Origin of the sequence: Shewanella marisflavi (assembly GCF_023283925.1) — a bacterium.
GTDB classification, from domain to species: Bacteria; Pseudomonadota; Gammaproteobacteria; order Enterobacterales; family Shewanellaceae; genus Shewanella; species Shewanella marisflavi.
Genome location: NZ_JAKIKX010000013.1, coordinates 24046 through 39840, shown reverse-complemented (window position 1 = coordinate 39840; position 15795 = coordinate 24046). Strand labels below are relative to the sequence as shown.

The following is a 15795-nucleotide window of genomic DNA, read 5'->3' as shown; positions in this document are numbered from 1 at the left end:
TTGGTTTCTGGTTCAGTCACAAAGGCACGATTTAAGCGGGTTTAATGTTCTGATTCACCCTAAATAGATTGTTCGGATCGTACTGCTTCTTCAGTTGCTGCAAACGCCCATAGGTTTCACCATAAGCTGCCTCGGTGCGATCGGTTTCATCATCGGTCAGGAAGTTGATGTAGGCGCCGCCGCTGGCAAAAGGTTTGGTCTTATCAAAAAACTCCCGCGCCCAGGCGATACAGCGTTTATCATCATCGGCAGACTCCCAGCGAACATGCACATTTAACACGTACTGAGCATCACGGGCCGAATACGCCATGGCATCGGCAGCAGGCAGGCAAGTAGCACAACCTATAGAGGCGATAAAGATCTCACACTGATCTGTGGGCAGGGTGCCGGCATATTCAATGGCCGTATCGATAGCCGCTTCACTAAGATCGGTAAAATTGTGGGATTTCCAGTAATTACGTGCGCCAGGCGTCAATAAGGGGTCGAAGGCTTGCTGCCAGGCGGCAAAGGGTTGTACGCCAACATGCTCACCGACAGGTGTGCCAAATTGACGAAGCGGTGCGATCAACTTTTCACCTTCCGCGGGATCGCCGGCATAGCATATCGCCAGCACGACCACTTCTTTTCCATGTACCGCTTCGGGTAAAAATGGCAGTGGCGGCGCCTTACGTGCCACCATCCAGACACTCAAATCGTCAGGTGCGCTAGCGGTAAAGTTGGCAAACTGGCTGATAACTGATTTTGCCTGTTCGAAGGGATATACAATCAAGCCACTGAGGAGGTCAGGCCCCACAGGGTGCAGTTTAAACTCAAATTGAGTGACTATGCCGAAATTACCGCCACCACCACGAAGTCCCCAGAAGAGCTCTGGCTCGCTGGCTTGACTAGCAACATGCTGTTTTCCATCGGCGGTCACCACATTGGCAGAGATCAGGTTATCGACAGTCATACCAAACTTGCGGCTTAACCAGCCAAAACCGCCACCTAAAGTTAATCCTGCAATCCCTGTGGTGGAATTAATCCCCACAGGTGTCGCCAGGCCATGTTTTTGTGTGGCACTGTCCACATCTTCAAGCGTACAGCCCGGCTCAACCCAAGCCACTTGTTTGTCGGGATCGACCTTGACCTGTTTCATTAGTGACAGATCGATCATCAAGCCATCGTCACACAAGGCCTTACCCGCAATATTGTGTCCACCGCCGCGAACCGAGATGAGTAATTGATGCTCTCTGCCGAAATTGACGGCTTTGACCACATCGTCTGGCGAAGTGCATCGGGCTATCATTCCCGGTTTTCGATCTATCATGCCATTCCAGATCTGTCGCACTTCATCGTAATGGCTGTCTTGGGGCAAAATAACATCGCCACTAAATTCAGCCTTAAACCTGTCCACCTGAGATTGTTGTAAGCCTTTCATACTAAGCTGCCTCTTATGAGTCACATCGTCGCGCAAACAATGTATGTGCTAATAAGTGCTATGCTCACTCCCTTAAGTTCAACAACTATCTTGGTGCTAGTTAGAGTAATGAAGTCAATTTACGGATTTAATTACGGCAATTTAAAAGAGCATAAGTCTTTATCTTAGTAGAAGTGAGCCAGTTTAGATAACCAGACTCACACTAAAACAGCGGTGTATTGGTTAATAGAGGACAAGCTTTAAAGAGGTTTAACTTTAGTGCTTCTCGATATACAGGATAACTTCTCCCACTTTAATGCCAAACTTGCTCATTTCGGTCTTGTTAAATAAGCGCTTGTCATCGAGCAGAAACATCCAATCGTCTAGCGTTACCTGGTAGATCTCACCATCTACCGGGATCTCAAGTTCATATTGCCAAAACAGGGCGGAGCCTCGGGTGCGACCGAAAGCTGTGCCAACAACATCCTCAGCACTCCCTTGATAGGAGTTCTCATCAAGCTTGGTTAACTGCCAGGTGCGCTGAGTCTTCTCACCATCATCAAACAGAAACCACTCCTTTATCTCTCCCTTTTCGCCTTGCCAGTGAGCCAAGATATCCACTTCGAAACGTCTTAACAGGGTACCGGACCGGTCAAGTACTATGCCATAGGCCGTTAGCTTACCGTCGAAAAACTCATCGAGATGCAAGGCTGGAGAGGTATCACTGTAGTCCTCTAAAGATGCACTACCGCAGCCACCAAGCAGCAACATAGGAAACAGCAAACATGCTAAAACAAATTTTTTCATTGTCTTAATCCCAATAGGCCTTGTCTTAGTTCTGGCTCCGAAGTGCGTTCAGATAACCAGATGGAAAGAAACGCTTCGCCAAAGGTCTGATCCTGGATCTGCCCCAGTTTCTTGTCGCCAAAGTAAAAATGACTGTCACCCTGGGTGTTGACCCATAACGTCAGGCTGTCTCCCTGACGCACATCTGGCCACAGCCCCTGAATATGTGCTTGCCAACGCACTATCTGCTCATCTGAGTAACCCAAGTGACGCCACTGGTCTATGGTGGCCTCAATAAGCGCATCATTGTCGATGTCGCGGTAGTAATTGATCCGCAGCGCCTTATCACCGGCGGCTTGATAATCCGGCTCTGCGCCGTAGAGCTCGGCGCGATATAAGGTCCAAAACATAAACTGCATCTCGCCGCTACCTATCTTGTGCAACCTATCGAGATCAGCGGCCTGAGCGCTCAGACTAAAGAGTAGTAGCAATAAATATTTGCCCATGACTCACCTCACTTGATGACCTTGTTAGCCTTAGCTTGCTGGGCCGATAAGAGCCCCTGCCCCCAAAACAACAAAGGAAAAATCACGGCCCAAACCGGCGCTGCGATCAACCAAAAATTAAGATCAGACTGCCCAGAGGCTAACGCGCCAAGGTTGAGGCCGGCCCAATAACTGCCCGCCCCGCCAAAAGCGCCGATAAGCATCAGCCATGGCAGTCCCAGCCGCGACAAGGGCCTGAGACTGTGATTAAGACTCATCAGGAAGATAACCCAGAGCAAGACAAGCCAGAGCGGAAACGCCGACTCTAGACCTCTAAACACGCCAAGCGCAATGAGTCCACCATCCACCAGGAGTCCAAGAGGCAGCAGCGCCATTAATCTGAGATCCGCTTTTAAACTGGGCGACAACAGACAGTGCAGTACAATCAGCCCAGCGATGATATAGCTGGCCGACTCGGTCAGTAATGCCGCCGACCACCAGGCAAGCTGGAACAAGCCAAGATTAATAAGCCAGAACGCTTTCATCCTGCAGTCCCTTATATCTAGGCTTGCGCGCTACCAGATGATGAGTCGCAATTACCCGCTCCTTAAACGCCCCTTCGCAATAGCAGAAGTAAAATAGCCATAGGCGCTTAAAGTTATCGTCATAACCCAAGGCGTTAAGCTCGGGCCAAGCCTGCTCAAATGCCTGACGCCAGTCATTAAGGGTTCGGGCATAATGCAGACCAATATCTTGCAAGTCACAGATCACCATGTCGGTACGCGCAGCAATATGCTCGCCCATCACGGCTACCGACGGCAGGCAACCTCCGGGGAAAATATACTTCTGAATGAAGTCGACCCCTTTACGGTATTTCTCGTAACGCCCATCGCTGATAGTAATGGCCTGAATCAACATCTTGCCATCTTCCTTAAGCAGCTTGGAGCAAGTGGAAAAGAAAGTCCCCAGATATTCATGACCTACAGCCTCAATCATCTCGATTGAGACCAGCTTGTCATACTTGCCAGACAGGCGGCGATAGTCTTGCTTTAGCAAGGTTACCTGCCCAGTCAACCCAAGCTTTTCAATACGCGCCTTGGCAAACTGATATTGAGCATCTGAGATGGTTGTGGTGGTGACGCGGCAGCCATATTCCTGTGCCATAAAGATCGCTAGCGCGCCCCATCCCGTGCCTATCTCCACTACATGATCGCCACGCTTAAGCTCTAATTTGTCGCAGATGGTTTGCAGCTTGTTTTGCTGCGCCTGGGCGAGGGACTGAGCAGATTCGCTGTAGAGGGCGCAAGAATAGAGCATAGAATCATCAAGAAAACGCTCGTAAAGCTCGTTACCTATGTCGTAGTGAGCCAGGATGTTGCGCTTAGATCCAGTTTCGGTATTGAGGTTTTTTCGTCTCAAGAACAGGTTTTTGACCCGGGTCAGCCAGGCCATTTTAGTTTCGATAGCATCCAACTTCGCCTGGTTGCGAGCCATCACCTGAATCACAGCCGTTAAATTAGGGCTAGTCCATTTACCATCGAGAAAAGCCTCGGCGGCGCCAATACTGCCACCTTGTATCACATCCCGGTAAAATCGCGGGTCATGCACCACAAGTTGGGCGTTTAGGGGCGCCTCACGGTCGCCAAGTACCAGATGATTATCGCCTTCAATAAGCTCAAGGCTAGCATTGTCAAGTTCACCCAGTAATCGGATCACCAAATTACGATACTTGTTGTTGGTGCCAACAGAGATTGCCGCGCCGCGAGGCCTTACACCGTTTTCTTGTTTGACTATCTGTTCCATTTCTCCCTCGCTAACTGAAAATACCGTCACATTGTGACTATTGGTTTTGGCTAACACTGGCTAGTCGTTCTCGCTAACTCTGGCCGTCGCTATTTTATTGAACCACTGGCGCCGTCCGTATCTGGATGGGAAATAAAAGGCACCCGCTTAAGATACAGCTTGAGCGCCTGCCAGTAGATCCCAGCGACCATTTTCACCGTCATGGACGGTATGCTTATCCAGGTACGCAACAAACTCTTCTGGTTTATTGCCTCTCTGGTCAGCGCCATGGTCGCGTCGAACACCTTATGCTCTTTGTGATTCTCGATATGCACTAAGGCCTTAGCTGAAGGGGGGGAGACGCGCCAATGATAGGTCATCTCCATCTCCATAAAGGGCGACACATGAAAAGCCTTCTTTATCTTCATCTCGCCATCTAACCTCAACAAGTAGTAATGCCTTTGATTCCAAGGCGTATTACTCACTTCGGCCAACATATACTCACAACTGTCTTGCTCGTCATAGCAGAAGTAGAAATTAATCGGGCTGAAATAGATCCCTAAGCAGCGGCACTGGGCTAACATCAACACCCGGTTACTCTCCTGCCAACTACCACCTAATGCTCTGACTTTGTGACCAATACGTTGCTTTAAGCTGCCAGGTTCATTTTTGAGGTAATCTTTTTCATTAAATCGAATGGGATTGAACCAGTCTGTGCCAAACAACCGACTCCGCTGGGTGAGCGCTGGCAGTTCATCAAGGTCCAGCCCCATCATGAAGAGGCGATATTGAAAGGCATGCTCAACCTCGCCAAAGCGGCGATGACGCACCTGACCTGTGTAGATACCGCTATGCTCCTGAGACGAGGTTTTTAACGCGCTCATAGGGTCATGCCAAAGCGTTTGGTCACATCCAAGGCACTACGCACCCCATCTTCATGGAAGCCGTTATACCAATAGGCCCCAACAAAATGGGTATGATGCTGGCCGCAGATCTCCTGACGTCTTTGTTGAGCTCGGCAGCTGGCCTCGTTCAGCACAGGGTGGTGATAGACAAAGCTTCTCAGCACCTTGCTCTGGTCAATCTCCTCACTCTGATTAAGGGTGACGCAGAAGGTGGTGTCGCTGTCTATGCCCTGTAAAATATTCATGTTGTAGGTGACGCAGGCCGGGCGACTGACATTATCGTCCAGCCGATAATTCCAGCTTGCCCAGGCTAAGGGCCGATTGGGCAACATGCCAACATCCGTGTGCAGCACCACCTCGTTGCGACTATAGGGAATTGCGCCCAAGACAGCTTTTTCGGCTTCACTGGCATCTCCCAGCAGGGCCAAAGCTTGGTCCGAGTGACAGGCAAAGATCACCTCATCAAACTCATGTGACTCGCCCGATGCCATCAAAAGCTGGACGCTATCGTCTTGGCGTGTCACCTTGTCGATACGGCTATTGAGGCGCACCGGCTGTGAAAGGCTTGCCAGAATCGCCTTAACATATTGGCGCGAGCCACCAGGGACCACGTACCACTGGGGTCTGTCACTGATATTGAGCAGGCCATGGTTGTAGAAAAAACGAATAAAAAACTTCAGCTCAAACTGTTCCATCTCGGCCAGACTGGTGGACCAAATCGCTGCCCCCATGGGCAAGATGTAATGTTCACAGAAGAAACGGGAAAAGCCATGCAACTGCAAAAATTCGCCCAGACGCATTCCCTCAGGAATATCGTTATCGGCATAACTTTGCTTACAAAGGGCATTGAATTTTAATATCTCACGGATCAAGCGCCAGAAACGGGGACGAAACAGGTTACGGCGCTGAGCAAACAGCGAGTTCAACCCGTGGCCATTGTACTCAAATCCGCTCTGTCTGTTATGGACACTAAAGCTCATCTCTGTGGGCTGACCGCTTATTCCCAACATCTCCAGTAGTCGATTGAAATGGGGATATGTTCTGTCATTAAACACGATAAAGCCTGTGTCGATGGCATAGTCCCGCCCTTGGTGATGCAGGTCCACTGTGGCGGTATGGCCACCAACATAATCGTTATGCTCGAACAGGGTCACCTCATAATGTTTATCCAAGAGATAGGCACAGGTTAACCCTGAGATCCCAGAGCCAATAATGGCAATTTTTTTCATTGTTATACCATCCTTAATGCCAGACGGCGCCAGAGAGGGAAAGGTAGCAGCGCAAGCAGGCGCATCATAAATACAAACAGGCGTGGGAAGCGGATCTCGCTCTTGCCCTTGGCAATGCCTCGTACAATGGTTTCGGCAGCCGACTCGGCGCTGATGATCATCGGCATAGCAAAGGTATTACGATCCGTCAGCGGAGTCTGAACAAACCCTGGGTGTACTAGGGTTACGGCAATATCATGTTTTGCCAAATCGATTGCCAACACTCTGGCCAGATAACTCAGTCCCGCCTTAGAGGCACCATAAGCCTCGGCACGCGGCAGGGCCAGCAGTTGTGCGCTGGAGCTTATCAGCACCAAACGACCACCGGGTGCCATTAATGGCAGCCACGCCTGTAACGCATAGCCTATAGAGATAAGGTTAATATTGATTATCTTGTCGAAACGCTCTGCATCAAAGTTGAGTGCATCGTCTATGTACTCACAATCACCAGCGTTAAGGATCAAGAGATCCAGCGGCCCCTGACTAGGATCGGGCTGAGGGTAACTATCATATTGCAGCAGATCGAAACACAAACCACTGATATTGGGCTGGCTCGCCGTGAGGGTGGCAAGTTTGGCCTGACTACGGCCGCAGGCCAGTACCTTATCGCCCGCTTTGGCGTAAGCCAAAGCTAACTGCTGCCCTATGCCAGAAGTGGCGCCAGTGATCATTACATTCATCATCTGATCCCCTATTTGACTGCTCGGCGCTTGACCGCAAGAATAATGCTACCTAACACGGGCAGGTGCTCATACAGCATGGTGCCCAAATCAAAATAGTCCCTGTGGTAGATCACCTTATTATCTTTGGCGCCGAGTCGTGAATGCCCTTCCACCTCAATAGGTTGGCTTGCGTTTAATTGCTTGTGCCTAAACGTCATGGTCCAGTAGACAGCGGCTTCACTTTGTTGCTCGATGACATGATCGATAGTGAAATCACAGCTGACCACCTGCAAATAGAGACCGTCAAAATAGTCCAGCAACTCCTCTAGCCCCTTGAGATTATGGAGAGGATCGACAAATTCAACCTCGGGATGATAGACCTGACGCAGCGCCTCCAGGTTATCTGTCCCCAGTTCGCCATACACGGCGATAAAGTTTTGTAACCATAATGCCTGCGTCATCGTCTTTATTTTCCTATTCCACTTTATAAAAGGCTAAGGCCCGCAAGCGCGCCGCCTTGTGATCGACTATCGGCGCCGGGTAGATACCCATCTTTCCCTGACTCTCTAAATATTCATGGGGAAAGTGAATCTGCTTATCCGGCACATCATTAAGCTCTGGTAGATACTTACGAATAAACTGACCTTGAGGATCAAATTTCTGACTCTGAGTAATGGGATTAAAGATCCTAAAGTAAGGCTGAGCATCACAACCTGTACTTGCAGCCCACTGCCAACCGCCGTTATTGGCACTGAAATCACCGTCAATGAGATGCTGCATAAAGAAACGTTCACCCCAGTGCCAATCCACCAGCAGGTGTTTAGTCAAAAAGCTAGCCACTATCATGCGCAGTCGATTGTGCATCCAGCCGGTGTGTCGAAGCTGTTTCATCGCCGCGTCCACAATGGGATAACCTGTGCGACCTTCGCACCAAGCCTGAAAGTGAGCCTGGTTATTGGGCCAAGGCAGCGACTGATACTTGGGCTGAAAACTTTTGCCCTTGATAAGCTCAGGAAAGTGAAACAGCAGATGCTTATAAAAGTCACGCCAGATCAACTCATTAAGCCAACTAAAGGCCCCATGCTGCATGTCATAGATCACCTCAGGGTGGCGCTGCACCAGTTGCAATGCCAACCAGCGTGGGCTAATCGCGCCAATCGCCAGATAGGGAGAAAGTCCTGAAGTGCCCTTGATAGCTGGAAAATCCCGCCGCTCAGCATAATCGAGCAGTTTGTCTTCCCAGAAACTCGGTAACAGGTTCTCCATCACCTGAGCACTATCTGGCCAACGACTCGAATCTACCTTGGGATAGTCAAACTCAATCGACTCAAGAGTAAGATCAGGGGTGGTCTGCAAAACAGGGGTTGAGGGTTTAGCTGGCGTTGGTAGACACTCAATGCCGGAACTTGTGACATGCTTGAGCCAGGCCTTCTTAAAGGGGGTAAAGACCTTGAACATCTCTCCCTGCTGGTTGCGTACGCTCCCCGGGGGCAAGATAGTATCGTTTTGCCACAACCTTAGGTCCAGGCCTGTATCCAACAGCTGCTTGTCTCGTATCACCTCATCGAGTTCAGGTTCGCTGTTGGCCAGCAGCAGCTTTATCCCCTGGCGTTGACAAAAGTCGTTAAGCAAGTTTACCTGCTGCGTATAATCAGCCGCGGTGAGCACCTGTAGCGCGATACCATACTCTTTTAACTGACTTGCCATCAGAGCAAGATGGCGACGAATAAGATCGACCTTTATCGGCGCCATGTCATGGTGTTGCCACTGGCCCGGGGTCGCGATAAAGAGTGCCTGTTTCACTCCCAGCCTCAACGCCTCGGTCAAGGCTGGGTTATCATGGACGCGAAAATCTCGCCTCAGCCACAATAGTGCACTCAATAGCCATACCTCAATCTCAACTCCTTAGGATGAGGGTTCAGGTAAGTCTGCTGCTGCAGATACTCATTAGGAAACTCAATCAGATAGTGCTTGATCAGTGTCAAAGGCACCAGCAACGGCGTCAGCCCCTCACGATAGGCGGCGATCTCCTGGGTCAGTTCATGGCGCTTCTTCTCATCGAGTTGACGCTTAAAATAGCCTTGTAGATGCTGCAGTGTATTGGTGTGACTACGACGGGATGCCTTGTGCTTGAGCGCTTCCATCAGGCCAGAGATATAACGCTGTGCTTGCTCCTCGATGCTGATATCGGCTCGCGCCAACAGGCGTCCCAAGGCACGATAACTCTCCACATGATGGCTCATTACCAGATATTTGTGGGCACTGTGAAACTGAATAAGCTTATGACGGGTGATCCCCTCAGCCTGCAGATCCAACCACTTCTGATAAGTAAAGATACGTGTCGTGAAGTTTTCCCGAATAATGGGGTCGTTCAGGCGGCCATTTTCTTCACAGGGTAACAAGGGGTTAGCCTTCATCACCTGCTCGGCAAATATCCCCACGCCGGTAGACTCAGAGCCTTTACCGTGGTGGTGATACACCTTAACCCGCTCCATGCCGCAGCTTGGGCTCTTGGCACAAAACACGAAACCCGCTAACCCCTTATAGCCTTGGGCCGCTTTAGCACCAAAAGCCTTCAAGTCTTCTGTGACATCTCCGCTGCCGTCAGGGCGAGAGACAGTAATAATATTGTCTCTGATGATCTGCCTTATCGTCGGTCTGGGCACCGGCAGGCCAATGGCCATCTCGGGACAAACTGGCTTAAATTCGGCAAAATCAGCCAACTGCTCCATACAAAAGCCTGATCTCTTATGGCCTCTGTCAAAACGCACCGGCTCTCCCATCACGCAGGCACTAATGCCAATCTTTAACTTTTTTGTCATGGCTCCTCCACTTAGCACATTGGGCCTTATCAGAGATTAGTAGATAAATCGTCCTATGGGGTTTAAGAGTTGACTCATCCCCTGGGTGAAATGAATGGCGTCGCTGGACACCGTCAGACAGACACACCCCTCTTGAGTAACGGGTTGATGAGTATGTTCGCCATCAAGCCAGATGAAGTCACCTCTATGATATTCACCCATCTCATCACTAAAGCTACCCTGTAGCAGCAGAGTGATCTCAAACCCTTTGTGGGTATGACAAGGTACGCTGCCACCTTTGTCTATATGCAGTAAGCTCATCCTGAGTTCGCCATCATCCAGCGCCAGACGTGAGCGAGATAACTTGCCAAGTCCTTGCCACTCTTTCAAGGCGATCGATTTCAGCGCCCCTGGCAGCGGGATACGTTGACCAGCGACAGCAATTTCGGTGACGGTTTGTGGCAACTGACGAGTGTCGTCACTCTCCTGAGCCGTGATGGCCGCGATGCAATCATCAAACTCATCTACTGTAGTGGAACTATTTAAATTACTTACACCCAATGAATCCTCAAAACCCAATGAATTGTCCAGGTCATCAAACAGCGCCTCTATGGCTTGGGTCTGCTCAGTCGCATCAGTCACCCCGTCAGTCATCTCGCCGAAGACGTCGATGGCGGCCTGCTCGGTGAGAGCCTGCACGGCCAGTTTACACTGGTCGCAAAGCTCTACATGGCTGGCCACCACGACGGATACGGAAGCTGGTAAGGTACCGGCGACAAATTGCGCCAAGACGTCAGAGTTGGGATGGTAATTAATCATGCTGCTGGTCTCCCATCTGCTGTTTAAGTTTCGCTAGGGCAAGTCTTAGTCTGGACTTTATCGTTCCAATGGGGACACCAAACTGTTGTGCCAATTGCTCTTGGGAAAGCTCTTGATAGTACACACCTTTAACCACGGCACGTTGAGCTTCAGGAAGGCTGTCAACATAGGCAAGCATCTGTTTTTCCATCAGGTGATCGGAAAATTCTGCTACCTCCTCTTGAACCTGGCTTTGAGCCTGCTCTAGGGGCCAGATGTCGTCACCCAGGTTAATTTCGGCTTTCGCCTTTACCCGCCTGAGCATATCGAATGCGGCGTTGCGCATCACGGTATAGACCCAAGTGGTCGCTGCGCCTTTGTCGCCATCATAAAGATGAGCCTTGCGCCATACATTGCTCATTGTCTCTTGCACCAGTTCGCTTGCCTGGGCTTCGTTGCCTAGCTGCTTAATCCCAAAGCGTTTTATTTTGGGTGCAAAAAAGTGAAACAGCTCGGTAAAGGCCTGTTTATCCCGTGTCTGAGCGACTAATGTGAGCCAGCTCGACAGCTCGGCCGGCACCTGCGTCTCAAGGTGACTGTTAATTTTTACACTCCCTTTATCTGGAGCGCTTGCACTAGTTATTTGCTGCATCTCTACTCACGTATGACCCAAACTTAAGGAGCAATACGTTGGTGCAAGCGACAAGGATCAATTAATTTTGTCTTGTCCCAAAATTAATGTATCGAGAAAGGACTTAGCCTGACGAAAACTGCCGGGCAAAATAAATTTCTCTTTCTCATTCAAAGATAAAGGCAATATCTCTAAAAAGCGAGCGCAGACCCAATCCAGTTGCTTAAATTGTGGTTGCGGGTACAGCTCAGCGAGCTGAGGATGCTGAGCAAACAGTTCTTGCAGCGCCTGGCCCAGCTCACCGCTTCTCGTCAGCGGACTATCGTCTGGCCAGTGAGCACGGTAGCGGCTTTTGGCCATCAACAATCCATCCTCTTGCTGATAAAAGCCATCAAGGCTCACCAGATGCTTAGCCTTAACATCGATCACCAAGAGACCGTCTTCGCTGGTGTGGAAATCCACTATCTCCACCTTAGTGCCCCAATTAGGGACATTAAATGCAAACTGCTTATCGTAGCGAGCAATCACAAAGCCCCCTTGACGACTGGCCTGGGCAACCATGTTGATATAACGCTGCTCGAAGATTTTCAGTCGCTGCACGCCGCCTGGCAGGATAAACAGCGGCAAAGGGAACACTGCCAAGGTTTGCTCGGCCGCGGGTGCAGGTATTTGGCTCTGGCGCCCCTCTCGAGGCGATTGGCTATCATGGTCTTTAATCACAATTACTCTCGGATTATCTCTTGATAAATTAGTGCTTAAAGAGTCGAGGCCTATAAATCAGGAACTAACAGTTAAACGGTTAATGACCTAGCGCACTCAAGTCTTTAAACCTGATACAAAAGATACGTAACCCCCTTGGGTATCGATCACCCAAGTGACGAAACGGTAAATAGAGATAATAAATGCCATAAAAAAAGCGACCCTCAGGTCGCTTTATAGTGATATCACGCGGTTACGGCACTGATCACTTGGCTTGTTTTACCACGCTGGCCATGGGCGGCACGACTGTGACGGGATCGAGGCGCATCTGAAACCAGTTAAGACGCCAATCGAGATGCGGCCCCGTCGCCCTACCGGTAGCCCCCACCTCGGCGATTGGCTGACCCTGTTTAATCTGGGTGCCCGGCTCGACATAAAGCTTGCTCAGATGCAGGAAGCTTGAGCTCACACCATAGCCATGATCAATAATCAGCGTCCCACCAGAATAAAACATATCGGGGACAGAAAGCGTAACAATCCCATCGGCCGGCGCCACGACGACTGTGCCTGTCTTCGCCGCCACGTCGACACCATAGTGAGGATTGCCCGGCTTGCCGTTATATACCCGCTGACTGCCATACACCCCTGAGATCCGCCCGGTCAGAGGCCAGATAAACGGCTGTGAAAAGGCGGTCTGGCTCGAGAAGGTTTCCCGAGCGGCCTTAACCTGCTTGCTATCTTTCGCCGCGCGTTCCAGCGCCTTTGGATCAGGCTTCATGATCTTCTTAGCGATACCATTAACCTTGTCGATCTTATAGGCCTTCTCGCTTATCTTGAGCGGCATGATCTGCGTCAGGCCATCGGGATAGACCAGTTTGAGTTGCTGCTCAAGCGGGGCTTGTCGCTCGAAACCGAAGGCAAACAATCCCTCGGGACTCACCTTGACCGGCTCACCATTTAACCAGATCTGAGTCCCAGACTGGGCTTGGCCGCGAATAAGCGCCCCCTGCTCCATCTTGCCACTCAGACTCACCTCGGCTAAGGCGCCAGTGGCGGTACCAAGTAACGCTAATCCAACGACTGCTCGCAACCAGTTCAAATCAATCTCCTTTGTTCTTAACGCTTCATACCTTTCGACACAATGGCGCCTTTGCCAACCCCTTCATAGGCAATGACCTTAAAGTCACTCTCAGGGTTTTCAGTTGCCAGGGTTGTGGCAATAAAGTCTGCGAGCAGCTCTACCGTGGTATCGTGGGGAATGATCTCGCAGCGCTTCTTAGGCATGGCCAGCTGAAAATCGCCTTGGGGTGCCACATAGTGAAAACCATAATGAGTTTCATCGCTTACCGTGGTTTGTGGCGACAACTCCAGCTCATCGACCCCGACTAAGTCCTCTTCAGATCCCAGATAGATATCTTTCCAGCGGCGGGCCCAATACTCATCCCACTTTGGCGCCGCGATACCATTTTCAAACACATTGATGGGGCTGCGATGACCGTGAGCGATACGCTGGCAATTGCCGTCATGTTTCTTCAGGCCGTGGGAATAATGATAGTAAGGGGTTTCATGCAGCTCGTTGCGCAGCGTCAGGGCGATACCCTGCACATTCTCTGGCAACACCTCTTTTAAGGCTTTTTGCAAGAAGGCGTTAACGCTCTCGAAATCGATGATCTCGGTTGGGATAAGGGCAAAGGCCTGTGCCGGACAAGCAAGATGGATATCGCCCTGGAGGCTATTGAAATCCATCCACACACGGTCGCCTTGCTGTTGCCATCTGACTTCGGCGCAGGCCGTGGGGATCAGCAATCTGTGGTCGGCAACATCGTCGATGGTATTTTTTATCGTGCGTTTGACCTTGGCAAAGTCCAGCACCATATTTTGCTCATCAAGGCCACCATCGAGCAGCACATCGACAATCCAACTCTCCCCTACCATACCACGGATTGGGCAAAGGTATGAAAAATCGATTACGGTTAAATCTCTAACAAAAAGTTGCATTTACGCTCCGTAGGCAGAAAAACAGTCCACCTTAGTTGGTCCCATCGGCAAACGGCCGGAGGACCCAGTAGTTTCAACAGATAATTTCAACTCATCTGCGATATTTTAGCAAGTCGCGCAGGCTCAAGCGTTTAACACTTAAGCCAGCCGACCCACTTTAAGCATCATAAGGTTAATGGACTTACTGACCTCCCTTAAGGCGGCGATCTAACTGATCTTTCAAGTTAGCCGGCACGCCTTTGATCAGAATCGAGTCTGAGATAGGGTCATAGATCACCCGCTCACCCAGATGCTGACCATCGAAACTGATAGTGACACCACCGCCTGTGCCCGAAAACTTCTTCAGCTGACGCAGGGTAGGCTTATCGCCGGGAAACTCATCTTCTAGCTCATAGTCTCCGCCTTGGGCGAAGTCATAGAAAGAATCCATCCCCGCATCGGCCAGTTCATCAGCCAGATCTTTGAGCTGAATATCGGCGCCGGAATCCACCCGCTCAGTGCAATATTCGAACACTTTCTCACGGCACTGTTGACGCTCATCTTTGGTCAACTCGCTGCTGGCGACAAAATCTTCAACCGCATTCATCAGCGACTTGTTTTGTGCCTTGGTGTTAACCCCTTCGACACATCCCATGAAGTCGAGGAAAAAATCGGCGACCTTACGACCGGCGCGGCCACGCACGAAGGAGATATATTTAAGTGAATCAGGATCGGCCTGCCACTCGGTCAGGTCGATACGGGCCGCCAACTGCACATTGTTCAGATCCAAATGGGTATTTTGTGACAGCTCCATATCGTCGAGCACAGTCATCGACGACTTGGCATTAAGCAGCGACACAAACAGATAATCACTGGTCATATAGGTGTAGCAGGCCATCAGCAAAAAGCCGCCTTGGCTAAAGTCATATTTGGCCAACTCTTCCTGCAACAGTTTCCCCGCCAAACCGGAAAACTCAACGAAGCCCAGTTCGCCACCCAAGTAACTACTTAAGGCCTCTTTAAACTTGGGATTGGCTTCACCATCTTCGCCATGGGTACCAAAATGGCCAAACCCTTTGCCCGATTTGCTGGTGTAGGTTTGATGTAGCTCTTCGAGCATGGTTTCAACCGCCTGGCTATTTAATAGCGGTTGTGGGCGCAATCGACAGCTAAGTTGGCCTTCGCCATCTTGGGATATTGCGTGAATAATTGCTTGTTCGACGTTAATACTCATAAGCCTCGATAGTGATGTTGGTAGAAATCCGTTATTATATGCTGCTATTTCAAATTAAAGTGAAAAAATTTTAAATATGGCTATCCAATCAAAATATTCAAACACCCAGGTAGAAGCCGTTATCGCCGAGATCCTGGCGGTACTCGACAAGCATCAGGCGCCTACCGACTTAAGCCTCATGGTACTGGGTAACTGTGTCACCGACCTGCTTCACCGCAAGGTGCCCGAAGAGGCTCGCCTACAAGTGGCCGAGCAATTTGCCAAAGCCTTGACTCAATCGGTGAAAAGCTAAGGTTGATGCCACTCTTGCGCAGTAAAAATCCTGTTTTTATTCGCAAAAAACTGGCCAATACGCCTTAAAAAAAATTAAG

18 protein-coding genes are annotated in these 15795 nt (G+C 50.2%); 1 reads left to right on the top strand and 17 read right to left on the bottom strand.

The genetic code is table 11. The annotated features are described in order from the left end of the window. Nucleotides 1–31 precede the first annotated feature (31 nt). The 17 genes from L2712_RS18000 to yejK form a co-directional block, all read right to left on the bottom strand. A complete protein-coding gene (locus tag L2712_RS18000; protein ID WP_248978605.1) occupies nucleotides 32–1417 on the bottom strand; it encodes an FAD-binding oxidoreductase in 1386 nt (461 codons plus the stop codon). Nucleotides 1418–1672: 255 nt separating this feature from the next. Beyond that, entirely contained in the window at nucleotides 1673–2203 is a 531-nt protein-coding gene (locus L2712_RS17995; RefSeq protein ID WP_248978604.1) for a DUF3833 domain-containing protein, read from the bottom strand. Then, a complete protein-coding gene (locus tag L2712_RS17990) occupies nucleotides 2200–2688 on the bottom strand; it encodes a chalcone isomerase family protein (protein ID WP_248978603.1) in 489 nt (162 codons plus the stop codon). The genes L2712_RS17995 and L2712_RS17990 overlap by 4 nt, the downstream gene beginning before the upstream one ends. Before the next feature lie 8 nt (nucleotides 2689–2696). Further along, entirely contained in the window at nucleotides 2697–3212 is a 516-nt protein-coding gene (locus L2712_RS17985) for a DUF2878 domain-containing protein (protein ID WP_248978602.1), read from the bottom strand. Continuing rightward, the gene (locus tag L2712_RS17980) at nucleotides 3190–4470 is read right to left on the bottom strand and encodes an SAM-dependent methyltransferase (RefSeq protein WP_088904932.1); all 1281 of its coding nucleotides are present in this window, start codon (nucleotides 4468–4470) and stop codon (nucleotides 3190–3192) included. Before L2712_RS17980 ends, L2712_RS17985 begins: the two co-directional genes overlap by 23 nt. Before the next feature lie 89 nt (nucleotides 4471–4559). Further along, on the bottom strand, nucleotides 4560–5333 hold the full coding sequence (locus tag L2712_RS17975) for a DUF1365 domain-containing protein (RefSeq protein ID WP_248978601.1): 774 nt from the start codon (nucleotides 5331–5333) through the stop codon (nucleotides 4560–4562). Continuing rightward, nucleotides 5330–6583, bottom strand: coding sequence for an NAD(P)/FAD-dependent oxidoreductase (locus tag L2712_RS17970; RefSeq protein WP_248978600.1), 1254 nt, complete (start codon nucleotides 6581–6583; stop codon nucleotides 5330–5332). The genes L2712_RS17975 and L2712_RS17970 overlap by 4 nt, the downstream gene beginning before the upstream one ends. A gap of 2 nt (nucleotides 6584–6585) precedes the next feature. Continuing rightward, complete coding sequence (locus L2712_RS17965; protein ID WP_248978628.1) at nucleotides 6586–7302, bottom strand: SDR family NAD(P)-dependent oxidoreductase; 717 nt, start codon at nucleotides 7300–7302, stop codon at nucleotides 6586–6588. Between the two features lie 11 nt (nucleotides 7303–7313). Then, nucleotides 7314–7745 carry a nuclear transport factor 2 family protein gene (locus tag L2712_RS17960; RefSeq protein WP_248978599.1) on the bottom strand — a complete coding sequence of 144 codons (432 nt, stop codon included), beginning with the start codon at nucleotides 7743–7745 and terminating at the stop codon, nucleotides 7314–7316. Nucleotides 7746–7758: 13 nt separating this feature from the next. Beyond that, nucleotides 7759–9165 (bottom strand): deoxyribodipyrimidine photo-lyase, encoded by a 1407-nt coding sequence (phrB, locus tag L2712_RS17955; RefSeq protein ID WP_248978598.1) that lies wholly within the window; start codon nucleotides 9163–9165, stop codon nucleotides 7759–7761. Continuing rightward, nucleotides 9162–10106, bottom strand: a complete 945-nt coding sequence (locus L2712_RS17950; protein WP_248978597.1) for a YbgA family protein — start codon at nucleotides 10104–10106, stop codon at nucleotides 9162–9164. The genes phrB and L2712_RS17950 overlap by 4 nt, the downstream gene beginning before the upstream one ends. A gap of 36 nt (nucleotides 10107–10142) precedes the next feature. Further along, the gene (locus L2712_RS17945; protein WP_033540023.1) at nucleotides 10143–10904 is read right to left on the bottom strand and encodes a ChrR family anti-sigma-E factor; all 762 of its coding nucleotides are present in this window, start codon (nucleotides 10902–10904) and stop codon (nucleotides 10143–10145) included. Further along, entirely contained in the window at nucleotides 10897–11535 is a 639-nt protein-coding gene (locus L2712_RS17940; protein WP_248978596.1) for a sigma-70 family RNA polymerase sigma factor, read from the bottom strand. The genes L2712_RS17945 and L2712_RS17940 overlap by 8 nt, the downstream gene beginning before the upstream one ends. A gap of 57 nt (nucleotides 11536–11592) precedes the next feature. Beyond that, the gene (locus L2712_RS17935; RefSeq protein WP_248978595.1) at nucleotides 11593–12234 is read right to left on the bottom strand and encodes an LON peptidase substrate-binding domain-containing protein; all 642 of its coding nucleotides are present in this window, start codon (nucleotides 12232–12234) and stop codon (nucleotides 11593–11595) included. Nucleotides 12235–12478: 244 nt separating this feature from the next. Further along, nucleotides 12479–13312 (bottom strand): M23 family metallopeptidase, encoded by an 834-nt coding sequence (locus L2712_RS17930; protein ID WP_248978594.1) that lies wholly within the window; start codon nucleotides 13310–13312, stop codon nucleotides 12479–12481. A 17-nt stretch (nucleotides 13313–13329) separates the two neighbouring features. Further along, nucleotides 13330–14211 (bottom strand): 6-carboxytetrahydropterin synthase, encoded by an 882-nt coding sequence (locus tag L2712_RS17925; protein ID WP_248978593.1) that lies wholly within the window; start codon nucleotides 14209–14211, stop codon nucleotides 13330–13332. Nucleotides 14212–14392: 181 nt separating this feature from the next. After that, nucleotides 14393–15424 (bottom strand): nucleoid-associated protein YejK, encoded by a 1032-nt coding sequence (gene yejK / locus L2712_RS17920; RefSeq protein WP_248978592.1) that lies wholly within the window; start codon nucleotides 15422–15424, stop codon nucleotides 14393–14395. A 76-nt stretch (nucleotides 15425–15500) separates the two neighbouring features. Here yejK and L2712_RS17915 point away from each other — a divergent pair, with 76 nt between their 5' ends. Beyond that, on the top strand, nucleotides 15501–15716 hold the full coding sequence (locus L2712_RS17915) for a YejL family protein (protein ID WP_033540028.1): 216 nt from the start codon (nucleotides 15501–15503) through the stop codon (nucleotides 15714–15716). The last annotated feature ends 79 nt before the right edge of the window (nucleotides 15717–15795 follow it).